Here is a 19,139-nt window from a genome sequence, read left to right on the forward strand (position 1 = left end):
GCCGTAGGGTGGAACGATGCACCCCTCTTCTGACGGGCCGACGTTGTTGTCGCCGGCCCGTATTCGTCTTGCCCTCGTGGCGCTCGCCCTCGGTGGCTTCGGAATCGGCGCGACCGAGTTCGTGGCCATGGGACTGCTGCCGAACCTCGCAGCCGACCTTCTGCCCGGGCTGGCCGCAACCTCGCCGGACGAGGCGAACGCTCAGGCCGGTTGGTTGATCAGCGCGTATGCGCTCGGCGTCGTCGTCGGTGCGCCGACGATCGCTGCGTCGGCGGCACGATGGCCACGCAAGCAGTTGCTGCTCGTGCTCCTGACCGCATTCACGCTCGGAACTATCGCGTCGGCATTGCTGCCGACCTTCGGCCTGGTTCTGATCGCCCGTTTCGTCGCGGCGCTGCCGCATGGCGCCTACTTCGGGATCGCGTCGCTCGTGGCCGCCGACCTCATGGGTCCGGGTAAACGCGCCCGCGGTGTGGCATTCGTGCTGGGTGGTTTGACCATCGCCAACGTGATCGGTGTGCCGCTGATCACCTGGCTCGGCCAGCAGTCGGGCTGGCGCATCGCGTATTTGGCGGTCGCCGTGATCTTCGCACTCACCTTCCTCGCCGTCGCGCTCTTCGTTCCGCTGCAGCCCGGCAACCCGGAGGCCACGATGCGCAGCGAATTGCGTGCATTCGGTCGGCTGCAGGTCTGGTTCGCGCTCGGCATCGGCGCGATCGGTTTCGGCGGGCTGTTCGCGGTGTACACCTATGTGGCCCCGCTGGTCACCGAGATCACCGGGATGCCGGCCAGCACGGTTCCGCTCGTGCTGATGGTCGTCGGGCTCGGCATGGTCGCCGGCAACTTTGTCGGCGGAGTGCTTGCCGACAAGAGCGTGCGGCGCACGATCTACGGCTTCTTCCTGCTGATGATCGTTGCCCTCGTCGGGCTGGCGCTCAGCGCACAGTTCTTGGTCGGGCTGCTCCTCGGCGTGTTTCTGGTCGGGGCGTCGGCATCCGCCTTGTCGCCCGCGATTCAGAGCAGGCTGATGGATGTCGCCCACGACAGCCAGTCGATCGCCGCGGCACTCAACCACTCAGCGTTGAACATCGGCAACGCCCTCGGCGCCTATCTCGGCGGGGTCGCCATCGCCGCCGGATTCGGCTATCTCTCGCCGATCTGGATCGGCGCCGCTCTCAGCACCGTCGGAATCCTGCTCGCTGCGGCCACGTTCGGGATCGACCGGTCGCGGCGGATGAAGGGGCTGACGGTGCCCTATGGCACGCAGTCGGTCGCCGTGGTGGGCGCCGGCGTCCGGGAGTAGCCGCGCGGAGTCTGGATCAGAGCAGGAACCGCGTGACCACGGCCAGGTGGTCACTGTCACCGGCCGGAACCACCTCGTTGTGCACCGGGGTGAGTCCCGACTCGAAAATGTGATCGATGCGCACCAGCGGGTTGGCGGCAGGCCAGGTCGGGCCGAGCGACAGCGAGGTCTGGTTGGGCTCCGAGACGACGCGCCGCAGCGCAGTCAGGGACGGATCGGTGACCGCTGCGTTGAAGTCGCCGACCACGAGCACCCGGTCGTTTTCGTCACGCGCAACGATGTCGGCCAATGCCGCGAGCATGGCATCGCGGTCGCTTTGAAAACCGACGCGCAGTGACGCCGCGTGAATCACGTAGACGCTGATGAGGCCATCCGGTGTGTCGATATCGGCCGCGAGAGCGCGTTTCCACCCGAGCCCCAGATCGAGTGGCTGTTCGTTGACGATCGGATAGACGCTCCAGAGGCCAACCGTTCCCACCGCGTAGGAGTAGGGATGTGTGGCTTCCAGAGCGTCACTCGCGGCGTCGCGTGCCGCGCCGTCAAGTTCGACGAGAGAAATCACGTCGGCGCCCTCGTCGACCAGAGTCTGCGCGGATTCGGCGGCGGTCCCCGACCCCGCTTTCACGTTCTGGCTCGCGACGGTGAGTGTTGACGCATCGGCTTCGGAGGCTGACGCGGCGCTGAGGGGAACGACCAGGGGCACGATGAGAAACAGCCAGACCAGGAGCGGGACCATGCTGACGAGCCAGGCCCGGCGTCGGCCGGTCAGGAGCGCGGCGATGAACAGCACGGGAATGATCAGGCCGAGCCAGGGAAGAGCTGTCGCGATTGCCGTACCGAACGGGCCGACAATCAGCGGGTGGATGGCGAGGAGCCCCGCGAAGAGGATGGCGACCACTGCAATCGCACGTGCCCATGCTCGCCGTGAGCGCGCGGCGGCCCGCATGCGCTCGGTAGCGGGGGGTGATGCGACGCGGTCGGGCATGGTTGCAATGCTAGGCGTCGGCCTCTGTGAGGCAGGTGTGTGCGGAGCGTGAGGCAGGTGTGCGTGCAGCGTGTTTTGCGCAGCAGGATCGCCCGGTGGTGCAGCGGGTCGAGCCGGTGCGACGAGCCCGTGCGACGAGCGACGAAGCGGCTAGTCGTTCTGCAGCAGGATGCCGTCACGGATGGCGCGCTTGCGCAGTGCCACCTTGGTACCGACATCGTGACCGGCCAGGCGGTACTTCTCGCGAATGCGCTTGAGGTAGGACTTCGCGGTCTCTTCTGAAATGCCGAGCTGGTGTGCCACGGCCTTGACCGGCTCGCCCGCGCCGTACAGTGCCATCACGCGGCGCTCCTGAGCGCTCAGCCGCGGCGAGCCCTCATTGCCGCCGGTGAGGGCAAGGTCGAGTTCGGCGGAGATGAAGGACTCGCCGTTGTAGGCGGCACGGATCGCCTCAACGATCATGCTCGCTTCCTCGCTCTTGACGAGATAGCCGAGCGCACCCGCGGCGAGAGCCTCGCGGACGAGAGCCGGCTCAGAGTACGTGCTCATGAGCACGGTCTTGACGCCGGTGGTCTTCAGCGTGGAGATCTTGAGTGAGACCGGAATGTTGTCTTTGAGGTCGAGGTCGAGCAAGACGACGTCGACCGGGAACTCGGGATGGGTGAGCAGCTCAGGCCAGGTTGTCACCGCAGCGACCATACTGATGTCGTCGGCCGCGCTTCTGATCCATTCGGTCAGCGCACCGAGCAGCATCCGGTGGTCATCCACGATGGCCAAACGGATCGGGCTGTTCGCATTCATTTCTGATTCCCCTACTGCCTCGCCCGGCGGGTCATGGCTGAATTAAGCATCCGCGGGATTATCAACACTGCACTCGATGTCCACTCGAAGACTGCCGTCTCGAACAGAGTCAAGATGCGTGCCGACTACACGGATAGCATGCCATGTCTCGGGGTCAACCTTTTGTCGTGGCACACCCTTAGTGAGCAATTTGATCGGAAATCGAACATTTTGATGCAGAATTCCACGATTTGACGGAGAAATCGGCCCGAATGTGAGTGAAACCGTTGCCGTCGGACGGGCCTCATCGCTGATCAGGAGCCAGATCGCGAGGAGGAGCGCATCGCGTTGCGAGGGCGAGAGCAGGCCGGCGAGACCGTCGGGATCGTCAACCGTCACCGACGGGCCGAGAAACTCCGACTCGGTCACGGCGTGATAGAGCCAGGTTTCCGTGCGCCCTTCGATCAGATGCAACCTCAATTGAGTCGCGAGGGATGCGGCGGTGCTTGCCGTGGCGGCGGGCAGCGGCAGCGGCGAGCGGCCCTCTGCGACGTCGTCGAGGAGCGTCTCTGCTGCGAGGTCGAGCGCCGCGAGGCGTTCGGAGGCCAGCATCCCCACTGCGAAACGCGGCTGAGAAACCGTGCTCTGCACCAGTACGAGGTCGAGCTCGAGCTGAACCATCCGGCGGAATGCGCGGACGATCTCGATTCCGATCGCCGGCGCCAGCAAAGCCAAGCTCAAAATGAGGATGTCAGGGGCCAGCGTGAGCGGGTCGGATCGGGGTTCGATGAAGGCCGCGGTGACAAGAGTGACAGCCAGCGCGGATGTCGCGATCAGGAGGCTGCGCTCGCTCTGCACGGTGATCAGGGTGCTGAGGAGCAGGCCGACGGCGGCGGCGGCGGTCGGGAAGACGCCTTCGCCTCGCAACCCCGTCGTTCCGGCCAGGTCGAGGGCGACGACGATGGCTCCGCAGCCGAGCACAGAGATAAACGCCCAGCGCGGCATCTGCGGGGCGAGAACTCGGGCGCTGGCCAAGGCGAGAATCGACGCACTGGCCAACAGGATCCAGGCGGCGAGGGTCGGGAGAGGGTTGGGGTACGACGACCACTGAACGGCGAATCGCCAGACCAGAAACAGCGTGATGAACCCGCCGCTGAAGACAAGCCCGACGCCGAGGTGGCGTCCGCCGAGTCCGTTCTGTTCGAGTCGGGCCTCGCGCGCGATGCGGGTCTGATGCCGCCCCGCACGCCGGTGTTCGGCGACCGGTTGAACGGTGTGCACGGCCGGCGTGAATGACCGGAGGTGCGTCGCATTCGAGGTCGATCTCGTCATTTCGGAACCTCAAGAACGACAGTTGTGCCCGAATTGGGCGAGGAGAAGAGGCGGGCGTTGCCGCCCACATCGCGGAGCCGGGCAACGACTGATTCGGCGAACCCGAGCCGAGCCGTGTCAACGGCGGTGAGATCGAAGCCGATACCGGCATCCGTGACCATCGCCCGCACCGTCGTGTCGTCGTCGGTGATTGTCACGTCGGCGCGGGCGACACCGGAATGGCGGCGCACATTCTCGAGACATTCGGCCAGGGCAAGAAGAAACGAGTCGAGCACGTCGCTCGGCAGAAGTACCTGGCCGCTGCCGTGCCAGTCGACATCGAGGCCGAGGCGTCCGAAACGCTGCTTCACCGACTCAAGCGTGGTGCCGAGCGTCGACTCAGTCGCCGGTTCCAAGGTATAGACGCCGGACCGCTGCGGGGCCGGCATGCCGCCGAGGCGCAGCTGGCGCAACAGTTGGGCGTCATCGCCGGCTTGCGCCCGGAGGGCCTCCGGGCGCACCCCGACACCGGAGTGCGCCAGCAGAGTGAGGGTCGCGAGCACCGTGTCGTGCAAGAGGCGGGCGTCGTGGCGACGCTGGGCTTCGAGCTCGCTCGCGTGGCGTTCGACGCGGTGAGCTCGTCCGATCGCGGCGATGCGCTGCATGACTTTCGGGATGCTCTGCCCCATCCACCAGCCGCCGAGGCCGTTGGCGAGCCAGGCGCAGATGGCGAGAGCGAGCGGGAGCGCGGATCCGCCGGAGGCGACGGTGACGAGCGCGACGGCACTGAGGGTGAGCGCAAAGGCGACGGCGAGCAACAGCGCGCGGCGCCAGCTTTGAGCGAGCACGAGTGCCACACAGCTCACCGCCCCCGCGCCGATCACACCCACGACCGACTCTTCGACGACGTTGAGTCCGTCAGAATTCGCGGCGCCGACCCCGAAACCGATGGCGAGGATGATGCCGATGCCGGAGGCGACGATTCCGAGAACCCATCCGAGCGAGCCGCTGCGACCGAGAAAGTACTGGCTGAGGGCCAAAAAGACGGCAAGTGGCAGGCACACGGCGAGCGTGGCCGGGGTGACTCCGCCGGGAACGATCAAGCAGAGTACCGCTGAAGCCGTGCAGGACAGACCGATCAGCCGGGCTGTCTTTCGCAGAAGCCGGTCGCGCTCCTTGACAATGCGTTGCATGGTGCTTGCTTCGTTTCTGTGAAGTGGGACTCTTGCACCATATCGGGATTCCGGCTAACTGGGCAGGAGCCGCCGCAGTTGATCGCCGACGAAGTCTGATTCGATCAGAAAACCGTCGTGACCGTAGTCAGACTCCAGCAATACCGCATCCGTGCCGTCGATGTTGTTTCGAAGCTGCGCCGCGATCTCCTGTTGACCCGACAACGGGAACAATCTGTCGCTGTCGATTCCGAGCACCAGGCTCTGCGCGGTGACCTGGGCCAGCGCCGCGGCAACGCTTCCTCTGCCACGCCCCACGTCGTGGGAATTCATCGCCTCGACGAGGGTGATGTAACTGTTCGCGTCGAACCGGCGGGTGAACTTGTTGCCGTGGAAGTCGAGGTAGGACTCCACCGCGTAGCGCCCGTTGCTGCCGAGCGGGCTGATTTCGCTCTGCCAGCCGCGCTCGAACCGGGAGTTCAGCTCGGAGGGGCTGCGGTAGTTCAGCAGGGCCATCCGCCGGGCCAGGGCGAGCCCGCGGGTGGGGCCGTCGCCATCGTCGGCGTCGTAGTAGTCGCCAGCGCGAAACAGCGGATCGGTGCGGATCGCCTCAATCTGTACCGAGTTCAACCCGATCTGATCGGCCGTGGTGACCGGGGGAGCAGCGAGCACGGCCAGCCGTTCCACGCGTTCCGGTTGCGCGATCGCCCATTCGAGAGCATGCATCCCGCCCATCGAACCACCGATCACGGCCGCCCATCGGTCGATCCCGAGCCGATCGGCGAGTGCGATCTGCGCGGCGACCTGGTCTCTGATCGTGACGAAGGGAAACCGTATGCCCCATTCGACGCCGTCGGGTGCAAGCGTCGAGGGGCCGGTGCTGCCCTGGCAACCGCCGAGCATGTTCGGCGCGATCACAAACCAGCGATCGGTGTCGACGGCGAGGCCGGGACCGACGACGCCACCCCACCAGCCGCCGGTGGCGTGCCCGCGACCGGCCGAGCCGATCAGATGGCTGTCTCCGGTGAGGGCGTGCAGGATCAGCACCGCGTTGTCGCCTGCGGGTGAGAGCGTTCCCCAGGTTTCGTAGGCGAGCCGCACGTTGGGCAGGCTGCCCCCGGCCTCGAAGGTGAACGGCCCGAGATTCTGGAACTGACGGTTACCGACCGGGTCGCCGTCTCGCCAGGCACCGGTCGCCGGCGGCTTGCCGAGGAGCGAGCGCGCCTGAGCTTCGGTGATGAAGCTCGACGGGACCGTGTCTGCTGAAGATTGCCATTCCATACGCACCCATTCTGCCTGGCAACGCGACGCCCCCGCCGATTGTTACGTCGGCGGGGGCGTGGCGATCAGATCAGGTGAACTGCTTGCTAGGCGTTGGCGCGCGACGCGGCGACGACGGCACGGGCCGCAGCCAGGCCGAGCTCGAGGTCGGCCTTGAGGTCATCGATGTTCTCGATGCCCACCGAGAGACGCACGAGGCCCGGGGTCACACCAGCGGTGAGCTGCTGCTCCGGTGTGAGCTGAGCGTGGGTGGTCGAGGCCGGGTGGATGATGAGCGAGCGCACGTCACCAATGTTGGCCAGGTGGCTGAACAGCTCGACGTTGTCGACCAACGCACGGCCGGCATCCACGCCGCCCTTGAGCTCGAACGAGAGCACGGCGCCGACACCCTTCGGGGCGTACTTGTTGGCGTTGGAGTACCAGGGGCTCGAAGGCAGGCCGGCGTAGTTGACCGAGGCGATGTCGGGGTGGTTGTCGAGCCACTCGGCGACCTCCTGTGCATTCTGCACGTGGCGCTCGATGCGCAGGCTCAGGGTTTCGATGCCCTGAATCAGCTGCCAGGCGCTGGCCGGGGCAATGGATGCGCCGAGGTCGCGCAGCAGCTGCACGCGCGCCTTGATGATGTAGGCGATGCCGTCGCCGACCGCGGCCGTGTAGCTGGCACCGTGGTACGACGGGTCGGGCTCGGTCAGGCCCGGGAACTTCTCGACGTTCTTCGACCAGGCGAACTTGCCGCCGTCGACGATGATGCCGCCGATGACGGTGCCGTGGCCACCGAGGAACTTGGTGGCGGAGTGAATGATGATGTCGGCGCCGTGCTCGAACGGACGGATCAGGTACGGAGTCGCGATCGTGTTGTCAACGATCAGCGGGATGCCGGAGTCGTGGGCGACATCCGAAACGAGTGCAATGTCGAGCACGTTGATCTTCGGGTTGCCGATGGTCTCCGCAAAGAACAACTTGGTGTTCGGACGGACCGCGCGGCGCCACTCTTCGGCGTCGTCCTGGTTCTCGACGAACGTGGTCTCGATGCCGAGCTTGGCCAGCGTGTACTTGAACAGGTTGTAGGTTCCGCCGTAGATCGAGCTCGACGAGACGATGTGGTCGCCGGCCTGGGCGATGTTGAGCACCGCGAAGGTCGAGGCAGACTGGCCGGAGGCGAGCAACAACGCGGCGGTTCCGCCTTCGAGCGCTGCGACACGCTCTTCGACGACCGCCTGGGTCGGGTTCTGGATGCGCGTGTAGATGTTGCCGAACTCCGCCAGCGCGAACAGGTTCTGAGCGTGCTCAGCGCTGTTGAACACGTAGGACGTGGTCTGGTAGATCGGTGTGGCCCGCGCGTTGGTGACCGGGTCAGGCTGTGCTCCGGAGTGAACCTGCTTGGTTTCAAACTTCCAGGATGCCGAGTTGTCGCTCATGGGAAAATCTCCTGCTTCGCTGTCGAGGAGCGCGGTCCATCCTCGCTCTGCTGCGAGCCTAGGCAGAGCGCGCGCGGCTCGCAAACACTTCGACACACAAGGTCATTTTCAGGACGGTGGACGAGGCGGTACCGACTCATCCGGCGGCAAAACGATGGTTCCGGTGGGTGTCGCCGCCTCGGTGCGAAACAGCCAGCGCGCCTGCGGTTCGACCAGCGGATGGAACACGCGTTTCACGAATTTCTGGGACAACAGAATGGATATTCCGATGCTCGCAACGATCACTGCCGGCAGCACCCAGAGCGGTTGCGGGCCGGCCAGTACCCCGCTCTCCCGCACCGGGTAGAGCAAGAACGAGTGAAGCAAATAGATGTACATGGTCGCGGCGCCGAGGCCGGTGAACCAGGTTTGCCGCCGCGGCATCAGCACGAGGAATGCCACCATCAATGCGCAGGCCAGTGCGATCAACCCCAGACGGATGCCGCCGGCCCAGATCTGGTCGTAGCCGAAAGTCGGGTAGGCCCCGTCGTAGAGCAAGAAACGGCGGATCTTCAGCGCTCGCAGCGTTTCGATGTTGGCGAAGATCACGATCAGCAGGGTTCCGAAGAGAGCGAGCGCTCCGGCCCGCCACCGCCAGACGATGGCGGAACGCAGGGTCAGCCAGCGGCCGGTGATCTGCCATTGCCGCAGCTGCCAACCGAACACGAAGAAGGGGAGGAGCCCGAGGGTGCGCGACAACGCGAAGGTGCTGTCGATCGCCGGAATGTAGCCGGCTCCGACCGAGATGATGACGCTGATCAACAGCGGATAGCGCAGAAGCACCAGGTAGGGCAGCGTGATGCGCCAAATCGTCAGGGCGATCAGGAACCAGAGCGTCCAGGACGCCGTGGAGTAGTCGAGCCAGAACTTGCCCCCGAGCATCCACCGCAGAACCGTCCAGATCGTTTCGAAGATCAGGTACGGGAACACGATGTCGGTGAGCAGCCGGTGAAGCTGGCGGGTGCCGGGCGGACCCGACTTGGCGAAGTAGCCGCTGACCCCGACGAAGACCGGCACGTGGAAGGCGTAGATGAAGAGGTAGACCGCGTAGGAGAGATCCGAATCGCTGATCAGTTTCAAAATGGCGTGACCGATCACCATCAGGGTGATCGCGATCCATCGCGCGTTGTCCCAGAGAGGAACGCGTCGTCGCTGTGTCGGCGCTGTGCCGGGGAGTGGGGCGATCATTGTCTCTATTCTCCCGGCAGAATGGGAGGCATGGGTACACGCAGAGTTGTGGTGACGGGTGCAAGTTCGGGAATCGGTGCGGCAACGGTGCGCCTGTTTCGGCTTCGAGGCTGGGATGTCGTGGGCGTGGCCCGCCGGGCCGATCGGCTGGCGGCGCTCGCCGCGGAGACCGGGGCCACGGTCTTCCCGGCGGACCTCACCGTGCAGAGCGACGTCGATGCGCTGCGGGACTTTCTCGCGGCATCCGGCCCGGTGCATGCCCTGGTGAACAACGCCGGCGGAGCGATGGGACTCGACACCGTCGAAGACTCAGCGATTGACGACTGGGCCTGGATGTTCGAGATCAACGTGCTGGCGGTCAAACGTGTGACTAGCGCGGTGCTGCCGCTGCTGCGGCGCACAATCGCCGCGGAGGGCGGCTCGGCGACCATTCTCACCGTCACCTCGATCGCCGGCCATGTGGCCTATCTCGGTGGTGGCGGATACAACGCGGCGAAGTTCGCCGCGCATGCGCTGATGGAGGTGCTGCGGCTCGAGTTGAACGGCGAACCGATCCGGGTGATCGAGGTCGCTCCGGGCATGGTCAAGACCGAGGAGTTCGGGCTGGTGCGATTCGGTGGCGACGCGGTGAAGGCCGCGGCGCCGTATGAGAACGTGCCGAACCCGCTGTCCGCTGAGGATGTTGCCGACACGATCGTCGACGCTGTCGAGCGTGCTCCGCATGTGAATCTGGACCTGATCACGATCAAGCCGGTGGCGCAGGCAGCGCCATCGCGACTGGCGCGGGGGCCACTGGTGGTGCGGCCGGAGGCCTAGCGCTACGGGATCACTTCGACAGGCTCAGTACATCGCTCGACCGGTTCGACCGCCGAGCGCTCGGCGAGCAGGTCCTCGTCGGGCGCGACATCCGCGAATGACAACTTCGGCACGAAGAACAGCAGCACCCCGGCGACGAGTGCGCCGAGACCACAGATCGTCCAGACCAGCATGTAGCCGAAGAGGCTCGCGGCCGTCGAGGTGACGGCGGTCGCCGCGCCCATCAACAGCACGACACCGAAGGTGGCGGAGGCGAACGACCCGCCGAGGGTCTTCGTGGTGTTGGTGAGACCCGCCGCGATCCCGGTTTGACCGCGGGGCGCCGCAGCCGCGGCGGCGGCCGGAAGCGCGCCGACCAGGGCGCCGGAGCCGATGCCGGCGATCGCCATGTTCATAAACACCTGCCAGGTTTCCAGGTGGAACGGCAAGAACATGAGGTAGCCGAGCGCCATCAAGAAGGTGGCGATGATCAATGCGATGCGCGGGGTCGTCCATTTGGAGACGAGAGGGAAGAGGAGCGCACCGACGATCATCGAGATCAGGTAGGCGCCGATCAGGGTCGAGATGTCTGAGGCGTCGAGTCCCAGGCCATAGCCGTTGGCCCGGTCGGTTCCTGCATAGGTGGCCAGCGGCGCCTGAGCCCCGAGCAGGCTGATGCCGATCAGGCCGGCCGTCAGCTGCACCGGCCACATATTGGGCTGACGCAGCACTCGCAGGTCGATCGCCGGGTCTTTCTGCTTGAGCTCGAACTTGCCGAACGGAATGAAGCTCGCGACGCCGATCAGGATGAGCGCCCAGACCCACCAGGTGCCGGGCCCGTTCAGACGCAGGAAAGTGAGTCCCGACGTGATCAGCAGCAGCCCGATGGTGAGCATCAGGAAGCCGCGGGCGTCGAGGGAACGGCCGCCGACCGGTTCGGACTCCGGGACGCCGAACAGAATGGCGAAGAAGACGAGGGTCACGGCGATCGCCGGAAGAAACAGGGTGAGGGTCATGTCTTCGTCGAGTGCGGCGAAGATCCGCCCGGCGCTGAGCGCACCGATGATGGCCCCGGCCTCCAGGGCGACGACGAGCAAGCCTGCCGCACGCCGCGTCTGCGACGCTCCCGTGTTGGTGCGGCGGCCGCGGTCGAAGATCAGTGCCACCTCGAGCGGCAGCCAGACCACATAGAAGCCCTGCAGCGCCCAGGCGAAGAGAAAACTCCAGAAGTCCCCGGCGAACGCAAGCCACCAGGTCGCCCCGGCGGTGAGCACCGTCGATGCGAGAAGGATGCGTTTGTGGCCGTACATGTCGCCGAGCTTGGCGAGGAACGGCACGACGATGGCCGACAGTAGAAGCTGGGATGCCTCGAACCAGTTGAAGTCGGCGTCGTGAATGCCGAGATTCTGCACCAGATCCGGAATCAGCGGAACGTAGTAGCCCTGCAGAATTCCACTGGTGATCTCCACGAGAAAGAGAAAGCCCACCAGGCTCGCGGTCACACCAACGGCCGAACCCCGCATCGCCCGGGCGCCCCGTGAGAAAGACATCATTCCCGGATGTTAGCGGCACGGTCCTCTGAGCGGGGAACGCCGGACCTCTCGTTTCGATTTTGGACAGGGCCGATTTACCATAAGGGATGACATTTGATGCAGGAGATGCGGCAACAACAGACGCGAGCACGATTAAAGAGATCCTGCAATGGACGGATTTCGCCGACGCCTCCCGTGAACTCGCCGAAGCGGTGTTGAGGAGCGGATACAAGCCGGACGTCGTGATCGCCATTGCGCGCGGCGGACTGTTGCTCGCCGGCGCGATGTCGTACGCGCTCGGCACCAAGAACTGCGGCAGCATCAACGTCGAGTTCTACACCGGCGTCGACGAACGGTTGCCGAAGCCGGTGCTCTCTGCGCCGATGCTCGACGCTCCGGCGCTCGCCGGGAAACGGGTGCTGCTGGTCGATGACGTCTCGGACTCCGGCCACACGATGGCGATGGTCGTCGGGCTGCTCGGTGAGACTGCGATGGAGGTGCGCACGGCAACTCTCTATACCAAGCCGCGCACCGTGCACGTGCCCCATTTCACCTGGCGCACCACCGATGGCTGGATCGTTTTCCCCTGGTCGGCTTTGCCTCCGGTGCAGGTGGTCTGACCACCTCGGATTCACGCCACACTCGTCTACAAAGGGTGATGCCGCTCTCTTCCGCCCGGGCATAGCATGGTGCCGAATCCGGGGTCGATGAGTCTTCTTTTGCCTCGTGATCTGCACTTAATCACTGATGGAGGAGAGCACAATGGCGAAGAAGTTCGGCGGCGTTATCAATCTGGATATCAGGGACTCGGTTCCGGACTGGACGCCATACACGGCAGAGCGGGCACCTGACGGGTCGCCGAATGTTCTGATCATTCTGTTCGATGACACCGGAATGGCGGCCTGGTCGCCCTATGGCGGCCGCATTTCGATGCCGACGATGGACAAGCTCGCCGCAACCGGACTGACCTACACCCAGTGGCACACGACGGCGCTCTGCTCACCGACGCGGTCGAGCTTTCTGACCGGCCGCACGCACCACCAGAACGGTTTCGCCTCGATCTCGGAGGGCGCGACCGGCTATCCCGGCGCCAACTCGCACATCCCGATGGAGAATGCTTTTCTTGCAGAGGTACTGCGTGAAAAGGGCTGGAACACGTTCTGGGTGGGCAAGAACCACAACGTGCCGATCGACGAATGGCACGCCGGCGCCTCCAAGCGCAACTGGCCGCTCGCGCGTGGCTTCGATCGCTTCTACGGCTTCCTCGGCGGCGAAACGAACCAGTGGTATCCCGACCTGACCGAAGACAACCACAACGTCGACCAGCCGTATCTGCCGGATGACGGCTATCACCTCTCGAAGGACCTCGCCGACAAGGCGATCGAGTTCATCCGCGACTCGCAGCAGACCGCGCCGGAAAAGCCCTGGTACATGTTCTTCTGCCCCGGGGCCAACCACGCTCCGCACCACGCACCGCAGGAGTGGATCGACAAGTACAAAGGGCAGTTCGACGACGGCTATGAGGCCTACCGGGAGTGGGTGCTGCCGCGCATGATCGAGCGCGGCATCCTGCCGGAGGGCACCGATATCACCGAAATCAACCCGATGCCCGACGGTACCTTCGCGCCGGCCGACTCGGTGCGGCCGTGGGAAACCCTCTCCGCCGATGAGAAAGCACTGTTTGCGCGGATGGCCGAGGTCTACGCCGGATTCTCGTCGTACACCGACTACGAAACCGGCCGCATCATCGACTATCTCGAAGAGTCGGGCCAGCTCGACAACACCATCGTGATGTTCGCCGCCGACAACGGCGCATCCGGTGAGGGAAGCCCAGACGGCTCGGTGAACGAGGGCAAGTTCTTCAACGGGATCCCCGACGACATCGCGCAGAACCTGACGATGCTCGACAAGCTCGGTAGTCCAGACACCTACAACCACTACCCGACGGGTTGGGCGATGGCGTTCTCGACACCGTTCCGCATGTTCAAGCGCTACAGCTACCAGGGTGGTGTCGCCGACCCGCTGGTGATCAGTTGGCCGAAGGGGATCAAGGCGCGCGGCGAGGTACGCACGCAGTACCACCACGTCACCGACATCGTGCCGACTCTGCTTGAAGCGCTCGGGGTCGAGTTTCCGGAGGTCGTCAACGGCTACACCCAGACGCCGTTGCCCGGCGTTTCGATGGCGTACACCTTTGACTCGCCCGAGGCTCCCACGACCAAGCAGGTGCAGTACTACGAGATGCTCGGCACTCGTGCCCTCTGGCATGAGGGCTGGAAGGTGGTCGCCCTGCACGGACCCACGTCGGGCATCGGACATTTCGAGAAGGATGTGTGGCAGCTGTTCCACACCGACGAAGACCGTTCGGAGGCCGTCGACCTGGCCGATCAATATCCCGACAAGGTCGCCGAACTCGTCGCACTCTGGTTCGAGGAGGCCGGTAAGTACAACGTGCTGCCGCTCAACGACCTGACGGCCAAGGAGATCCTCGCGATGGAGATCCCGACGATTGTTCCGCCCGGCGGCACCTACACCTACTACGCCGGCGCATCCGATGTGCCTGAGCGGATGGCGGCCAACGTGCACGGCGTCTCGTACACGATCGCCGTCGAGTTCGAGGCGACGGAGGCCGACGCCGAGGGCGTTCTCTTCGCCCAGGGTTCGCGGTTCGGCGGGCATTCGCTGTTCGTCAAGAACCGCAAGCTGTACTACGCCTACAACTTCTTGGGCATTCCGCCGGAGACGCAGTTCATCTCGGATGTCGAGGTGGGCGTCGGCAAGCATGTCGCCGGCCTGGAGTTCGCGAAGGAATCGGTGGGGGAGTACGGCGTCTCGATCGGTACCGCGAAGCTCTACCTCGACAAGGAAGTGGTCGCCGAAGGCCCATTGACCACGATGACCGGTCACTTCTCACTCTGTGGCGAGGGATTGGCCATCGGACGGGATAGCGGTGACCCGGTCAGCAAGGAATACGACCACGGCTTCGACTACCGGGGCGGCACCATCGTCAAGGCCCAGGTGCACGTCGGTGACGACGCTTTCCTCGACATGGAGCGGATGCTCGAAGCGGCGATGGCGCGCGACTAAGTCACTGCACGCGTCAGCATTGACGGGCGGGCCGGGGCGATTTTCGCTCCGGCCCGCTGTGTTGCCTGCCCGCTGTGTTGTCTGCCGTCAGGATGCTGCGATGCCCACCACTGCAACCCCGCAGAGCGCCAGCCCAATGAGCTGGGTTCGGTTCGGTCGTTCGTGGAGCAGAAGGAACGCGAGTAGAACGGTGATTGCGGGATACAACGAGGTGACAACTGCGGCAAGGGTGAGAATCCCGAGTTGGCTGGCGTAGAAGTAGGAGATGGTTCCGACGACGCCGAGGGCGCCGGTTGCCAGAACCAGCCAGCCGATCTTCGCTGACCTTGTTGGACGGGTCGGCCGCGTGAACGCGATCGTGATTCCGATCACGAGCAAGGCTGCAGCTTGTCCGGCGGCCACCGGCCAGAGGCCATCCTGGTTGCCGGCTCGGTTCAACCCGATGAAGAGCACGCCGAAGCCGAGCCCGGCGATGCATCCGTCGAGCGCTCCAGCTCGGAATGGAGCCCCGTCGTGTGATGAGGCTCTTGAGACCAGCCAGATCGCCGGAAGCGCGACGATAACGCCGGCGATCGCCAGTGGGGGAAGGCGGTCGCCGATGGCGACTCCCACCAGGGCCGGAAGTACAGCTGCCCCAACTGCCGAGATCGGGCCGGCCACTGACATCTCGCCTCGGCTCAAGCCGCGATAGAGGGCTATGCTGCCGATCGCGGTGCCCAGCCCGCTGAGGGCGCCCCACGCGACGGCGTCGGGATCGGGGAGAGTCGGGCTTGTCCACGGCAGGGTCGCGGCCACCATGATCAGCGCGACGACGATGGACGCGAGCGTTACCCACAGAAAATGAGCTCGGCGCGCGGCCAGGCCTGCGGTGAAATCGGAGACACCGTAGGTGAGCGCTGCGCTCAGGGCCAACGCGAGGGGGATCATGCCGGCGAACTTGTCATCGAAGTGGAAAATACCACCGGCGTCTCAGGTCGGGAGGCATTCTCGAGCGAGCGGTCTTGTCGCGACGCCCTGGCCAGGATCCCAAGTCAGGATGCCTGGCCAGGTCGGTGTCAGCGTCAGGAAAGGACGACAGGCTGCTGCAGCTCCGTCACCCAGTTGTCCGGGGAGTCCGGTCCCGCAACGACGTATACCTCTCGACATACCCCCGCGAGCTGGTAGCCGTTGTCGTCGATCCAGGCGTGGAGGGCATCCCACGAGTCGCCGATGGTAGCCATCGAACCGTAGTGAACTGTCGTGGCGGCGAGTTCGACCGCCGGCAAGTCGACGATGCTGAAGCCGGCATCCGCAACGACGCTCTGGCCCACCGGGTAGGCAGCATTGGCGCGCGCGCCGTCGCCGTCACCAGACTCAAGAGCCTCGTATCTCGCGATGGGATTCGGGCTCAGCCCGACTCCCGCAGCGGTGAGGTCGTGGCGTAGGCGGTCGAAGAGCGGTCCGATGACCGGGCCGATGTTCTCCGACCCGAAGCCCGGAGCGATGGCGCTCGCTTGTGCGACATGCTGTGCGGGCAGTGATTTGAGTGCGGTGGTGATCGTTGACATTGATGGTTCTCCTTCGATGTGACGGATTCGCGCGTCGAGTCGGCGCAGACGTGCTGCGTCGAGGTCGAGCTGCCGGCCGAGCTCCGAGCGCTGATTGGTGAGCATCGTGTGCAGGGCGTCGTTGTCGCAATCGCCACGCACAATCTGAGCTACCTCATCGAGCCGGAATCCGAGGTCTTTGAACGCCACGATGGCGCCAAGGACCGCGAACTGTGCACCTTCGTACCAGCGGTACCCGGTGAAGGGGTCTACGTGGGCCGGGGTGAGCAGGCCGATCTCGTCGTAGTGTCTGAGCATCCGCACGGACACCCTGCCGATCGACGCGAATTCTCCGATGCTGAACATGATGTCTCCGACGATTCCGCCTCACACTGTGTGAGAGTCAACCGCCATTGTGAATCCTTCTACGAGTCGGTGGCCGCTAGCCCTGCGCGTGTCTGGAGTCCGGTGCAGTCACTCATCGGTCGAGACCGGGTGGATGGTTCGCAACGAGATGGTGACGTCCGTCTCGGGTCGGTCCCGTTCCGGTGGTCGAGCTTGTCGAGACCGGGTGCGCCGAGCCGTGTGCGGTGGGTGCGTTGTGCGGGGCGGCTGGCGGAGGTCACTTCGACAAGCTCAGTACATCGCTCGGCAGGCTCGACCACCGGTCAGCCGGCCCGTCGGGCGGGTGGCGGTGCCGGCGCCTGCTGCACGGGTTGTGTCGTCGGTTGCTGCGCGGGGCGTTTCGGCGGGAACAGTTCGAGCATCAGCGAGCTCTTGCTCGGGATCGGGATCGGTGTCTGGTCGGCGTCGAGTGCGACCGGTGGGATGAGCCAGTAGTCGGCTCCGGTGCGCCGGATGTGCCAGCCGTTGTTGTGCAGGAGCAGGTGGTGGGCTTTGCAGAGCAGGATGCCGTCGGCGAGATCGGTTTTGCCGTGTTCGGCTTTCCAGTGGTCGATGTGGTGTGCTTCGGTCCAGGAGGCGGGTTTGTCGCAGCCGGGCCAGCGGCAGCCGCCGTCGCGGGCGGCGAGCCCGACGCGTTGCCTCGCGGTGAAGAGGCGTTGGTCGCGGCCGACGTTGATGCATTGGCCGTCGTCGTCGAACTCGATCCCGGTGAGTCCGGAGCAGAGCAGGCGGTTCACGGTTTCCATCGAGACCGGATCGGGGTGCCCCTCGATCTGCCCGTGCCCGATTCGAACGAGGTCACTGCCGGGAGGGTCGGTGCAGGTGGGGGTCGGCCCGGCTGAGGATCCGGTCGATGAGGATCCGGTCGGTGAACCGGTCATGCCCGATCCGACCGCGGCTGCTCCGGTCGGTGCAGACCCGGTTGAAGAATGGCCCGCCGAGGAACCGACGGGCGGCTGACCGGCAGGTGCGCGACCGGCGGGGTTCCGAAAGGCGGGGCCCGGGAGGGTGCGGGCGAGGTCACGTTCGGTGACGAGCACCCGCACGGTCGGCCGCCGGCCGAAGAACACGGTGTTCGGGTCGGCCTCGGCCGCGATCTGCAACAGCGCCAGGATCGTGTCCGCGGCGATCTGCTCGACGCTCCGTTCGTCGTCGCGGAGGGCGTCGGCGCGGGCCTGGGTGCGCGGGTCGACGAAGCGGGGTCCGCCGCGGCGCGGGGACGTGGCCCCGTCGACGATCAACTCGACGAGGCGGCCGTCCTCCGGCGGCAGCAACGCGGACACCCGGTACATGCCGTCGGGTTGCCGCCAGATCCGGAAACTGCGCGCATCCCGCCGGGTCTTCTCCCGCCGGGCAATCCCCTCCACATCCAACTCGTCGCGGAGCCGCCGGGCCCGGCGCAGCAACTGGTCCGCGTTCAGCGTCCCGGCCTCACCGAGCAGGAACTCGGCGGCGGCGGCAAGTTTTTCGGCGGGCACGCCCGGGTCGATGTCACCGAGCCCTTTGCGGATCGCCTCCGCCGCATCCACCGACAGGGTCCCGGCCCGCACCGCGCCGGCGACCACGGCCAACCAGGGGCCGGCCAGGCCGGCGAGTGCGGCCCGTTGCTGCTCGGTCAGTGGGGAGTCGGGGTCGGCCTGCCGCAGCTCGTTCTGCAACTCCTCGGCGGCCTCGGACTGGGTCAGCATCGTGCCGACCGCGACCAGTTTCACCGCCTCGGCGCGGGTGCCGCCGGTCGCCGACTGAATCAACTCCACCGGGGAGAGAAACCCGTTGCGTTGCGCCAACCCCGAAAAGCCGAGCTCCCGGGACGAGCGCCGGGCGATCTCCCCGGCCGCCCACGCCGCATGCGTCTCATACGACCGGCGGATCAGGCCGAGCTGCGTCTGCGACTCGAGCAGATCCACATCGGAAAGTGCCGCATATCCGGCGGCGCCGTCACCGATCCGCGCGACCGCGGAGGCGGCGTCCCGGAGTTGATCAGGCAGAGGCTGATCGGTGAGATTTTGCATACTCCCAGACTAGAAAAAGGGGTGGAACCGAAACTTGGAAACCGCAGATCCGTGAGTAACTTCTCGACCAGCCCGCCTGTGGAGGAGCGTTGCGGCACCGCACTGATCGACCGGCATACGGGGAGCGAGCCGATCGAAGATACGCACCCAGGTTGTGAGACCGGCCCACCCGGACTCGACGAGCTCGACCACCGAGATGGTCGCCGGGATTGCGACGGTGACTTTGCGCTGCCAGGTCTCGAGACCGGCCCACCGGGACAAGCTCTACCAGCGAGCGTCGCGCGCTCGAGGCTCGGCAGAATGCA

Annotated in this window: 15 protein-coding genes; 4 read left to right on the forward strand and 11 right to left on the reverse strand. The window is 65.5% G+C overall.

All coding sequences use genetic code 11. The features are described 5' to 3' along the window. The first annotated feature begins 16 nt into the window (after window positions 1-16). On the forward strand, window positions 17-1,303 hold the full coding sequence (locus tag AC1DCF_RS11965) for an MFS transporter (protein ID WP_477211203.1): 1,287 nt from the start codon (window positions 17-19) through the stop codon (window positions 1,301-1,303). A gap of 16 nt (window positions 1,304-1,319) precedes the next feature. Here the strand turns inward: AC1DCF_RS11965 and AC1DCF_RS11970 are convergent, their stop codons facing one another. The 7 genes from AC1DCF_RS11970 to AC1DCF_RS12000 all read right to left on the reverse strand — a co-directional run bounded on the left by AC1DCF_RS11970 (window position 1,320) and on the right by AC1DCF_RS12000 (window position 9,477). Next, the gene (locus AC1DCF_RS11970) at window positions 1,320-2,288 is read right to left on the reverse strand and encodes an endonuclease/exonuclease/phosphatase family protein (protein ID WP_441791389.1); all 969 of its coding nucleotides are present in this window, start codon (window positions 2,286-2,288) and stop codon (window positions 1,320-1,322) included. A gap of 150 nt (window positions 2,289-2,438) precedes the next feature. Beyond that, a complete protein-coding gene (locus AC1DCF_RS11975) occupies window positions 2,439-3,089 on the reverse strand; it encodes a response regulator (RefSeq protein WP_441791388.1) in 651 nt (216 codons plus the stop codon). A 42-nt stretch (window positions 3,090-3,131) separates the two neighbouring features. Next, complete coding sequence (locus AC1DCF_RS11980; RefSeq protein ID WP_441791387.1) at window positions 3,132-4,400, reverse strand: hypothetical protein; 1,269 nt, start codon at window positions 4,398-4,400, stop codon at window positions 3,132-3,134. Continuing rightward, window positions 4,397-5,572 carry a sensor histidine kinase gene (locus tag AC1DCF_RS11985; protein WP_477211204.1) on the reverse strand — a complete coding sequence of 392 codons (1,176 nt, stop codon included), beginning with the start codon at window positions 5,570-5,572 and terminating at the stop codon, window positions 4,397-4,399. The genes AC1DCF_RS11980 and AC1DCF_RS11985 overlap by 4 nt, the downstream gene beginning before the upstream one ends. Window positions 5,573-5,626: 54 nt before the next feature. Continuing rightward, window positions 5,627-6,832, reverse strand: a complete 1,206-nt coding sequence (metX, locus tag AC1DCF_RS11990; protein ID WP_441791385.1) for a homoserine O-acetyltransferase MetX — start codon at window positions 6,830-6,832, stop codon at window positions 5,627-5,629. Window positions 6,833-6,918: 86 nt separating this feature from the next. Then, window positions 6,919-8,250, reverse strand: coding sequence for a bifunctional o-acetylhomoserine/o-acetylserine sulfhydrylase (locus AC1DCF_RS11995; RefSeq protein ID WP_477211205.1), 1,332 nt, complete (start codon window positions 8,248-8,250; stop codon window positions 6,919-6,921). A gap of 108 nt (window positions 8,251-8,358) precedes the next feature. Then, a complete protein-coding gene (locus AC1DCF_RS12000) occupies window positions 8,359-9,477 on the reverse strand; it encodes an acyltransferase family protein (protein ID WP_441791383.1) in 1,119 nt (372 codons plus the stop codon). Window positions 9,478-9,507: 30 nt separating this feature from the next. Between AC1DCF_RS12000 and AC1DCF_RS12005 the strand changes: the two genes are divergently transcribed. After that, complete coding sequence (locus AC1DCF_RS12005; protein ID WP_477211206.1) at window positions 9,508-10,293, forward strand: SDR family oxidoreductase; 786 nt, start codon at window positions 9,508-9,510, stop codon at window positions 10,291-10,293. 2 nt (window positions 10,294-10,295) lie between these two features. Here the strand turns inward: AC1DCF_RS12005 and AC1DCF_RS12010 are convergent, their stop codons facing one another. Beyond that, entirely contained in the window at window positions 10,296-11,825 is a 1,530-nt protein-coding gene (locus AC1DCF_RS12010; RefSeq protein WP_441791381.1) for an MFS transporter, read from the reverse strand. A gap of 86 nt (window positions 11,826-11,911) precedes the next feature. Between AC1DCF_RS12010 and AC1DCF_RS12015 the strand changes: the two genes are divergently transcribed. Together AC1DCF_RS12015 and AC1DCF_RS12020 are read left to right on the forward strand one after the other, a co-directional pair. Next, window positions 11,912-12,424, forward strand: coding sequence for a phosphoribosyltransferase (locus AC1DCF_RS12015; RefSeq protein ID WP_441791380.1), 513 nt, complete (start codon window positions 11,912-11,914; stop codon window positions 12,422-12,424). 142 nt (window positions 12,425-12,566) lie between these two features. Beyond that, window positions 12,567-14,891 (forward strand): arylsulfatase, encoded by a 2,325-nt coding sequence (locus tag AC1DCF_RS12020; protein ID WP_477211207.1) that lies wholly within the window; start codon window positions 12,567-12,569, stop codon window positions 14,889-14,891. 87 nt (window positions 14,892-14,978) lie between these two features. Here the strand turns inward: AC1DCF_RS12020 and AC1DCF_RS12025 are convergent, their stop codons facing one another. The 3 genes from AC1DCF_RS12025 to AC1DCF_RS12035 form a co-directional block, all read right to left on the reverse strand. Beyond that, window positions 14,979-15,818 carry an EamA family transporter gene (locus AC1DCF_RS12025; protein WP_477211208.1) on the reverse strand — a complete coding sequence of 280 codons (840 nt, stop codon included), beginning with the start codon at window positions 15,816-15,818 and terminating at the stop codon, window positions 14,979-14,981. Window positions 15,819-15,952: 134 nt separating this feature from the next. Continuing rightward, window positions 15,953-16,783 carry a MerR family transcriptional regulator gene (locus AC1DCF_RS12030; protein WP_477211209.1) on the reverse strand — a complete coding sequence of 277 codons (831 nt, stop codon included), beginning with the start codon at window positions 16,781-16,783 and terminating at the stop codon, window positions 15,953-15,955. A gap of 302 nt (window positions 16,784-17,085) precedes the next feature. Continuing rightward, on the reverse strand, window positions 17,086-18,834 hold the full coding sequence (locus AC1DCF_RS12035) for an HNH endonuclease signature motif containing protein (protein ID WP_477211210.1): 1,749 nt from the start codon (window positions 18,832-18,834) through the stop codon (window positions 17,086-17,088). Window positions 18,835-19,139 lie beyond the last annotated feature (305 nt).

The organism is Leifsonia sp. 10L418 (genome assembly GCF_056395445.1).

What these genes read in the sequence shown, in the direction of transcription:
- AC1DCF_RS11965 (WP_477211203.1), top strand. Translation starts at nt 17, where the DNA reads ATGCACCCCTCTTCTGACGGGCCGACGTTGTTGTCGCCGGCCCGTATT.
- AC1DCF_RS11970 (WP_441791389.1), bottom strand. Translation starts at nt 2,288, where the DNA reads ATGCCCGACCGCGTCGCATCACCCCCCGCTACCGAGCGCATGCGGGCC.
- AC1DCF_RS11975 (WP_441791388.1), bottom strand. Translation starts at nt 3,089, where the DNA reads ATGAATGCGAACAGCCCGATCCGTTTGGCCATCGTGGATGACCACCGG.
- AC1DCF_RS11980 (WP_441791387.1), bottom strand. Translation starts at nt 4,400, where the DNA reads ATGACGAGATCGACCTCGAATGCGACGCACCTCCGGTCATTCACGCCG.
- AC1DCF_RS11985 (WP_477211204.1), bottom strand. Translation starts at nt 5,572, where the DNA reads ATGCAACGCATTGTCAAGGAGCGCGACCGGCTTCTGCGAAAGACAGCC.
- metX (WP_441791385.1), bottom strand. Translation starts at nt 6,832, where the DNA reads ATGGAATGGCAATCTTCAGCAGACACGGTCCCGTCGAGCTTCATCACC.
- AC1DCF_RS11995 (WP_477211205.1), bottom strand. Translation starts at nt 8,250, where the DNA reads ATGAGCGACAACTCGGCATCCTGGAAGTTTGAAACCAAGCAGGTTCAC.
- AC1DCF_RS12000 (WP_441791383.1), bottom strand. Translation starts at nt 9,477, where the DNA reads ATGATCGCCCCACTCCCCGGCACAGCGCCGACACAGCGACGACGCGTT.
- AC1DCF_RS12005 (WP_477211206.1), top strand. Translation starts at nt 9,508, where the DNA reads ATGGGTACACGCAGAGTTGTGGTGACGGGTGCAAGTTCGGGAATCGGT.
- AC1DCF_RS12010 (WP_441791381.1), bottom strand. Translation starts at nt 11,825, where the DNA reads ATGATGTCTTTCTCACGGGGCGCCCGGGCGATGCGGGGTTCGGCCGTT.
- AC1DCF_RS12015 (WP_441791380.1), top strand. Translation starts at nt 11,912, where the DNA reads ATGACATTTGATGCAGGAGATGCGGCAACAACAGACGCGAGCACGATT.
- AC1DCF_RS12020 (WP_477211207.1), top strand. Translation starts at nt 12,567, where the DNA reads ATGGCGAAGAAGTTCGGCGGCGTTATCAATCTGGATATCAGGGACTCG.
- AC1DCF_RS12025 (WP_477211208.1), bottom strand. Translation starts at nt 15,818, where the DNA reads ATGATCCCCCTCGCGTTGGCCCTGAGCGCAGCGCTCACCTACGGTGTC.
- AC1DCF_RS12030 (WP_477211209.1), bottom strand. Translation starts at nt 16,783, where the DNA reads ATGTTCAGCATCGGAGAATTCGCGTCGATCGGCAGGGTGTCCGTGCGG.
- AC1DCF_RS12035 (WP_477211210.1), bottom strand. Translation starts at nt 18,834, where the DNA reads ATGCAAAATCTCACCGATCAGCCTCTGCCTGATCAACTCCGGGACGCC.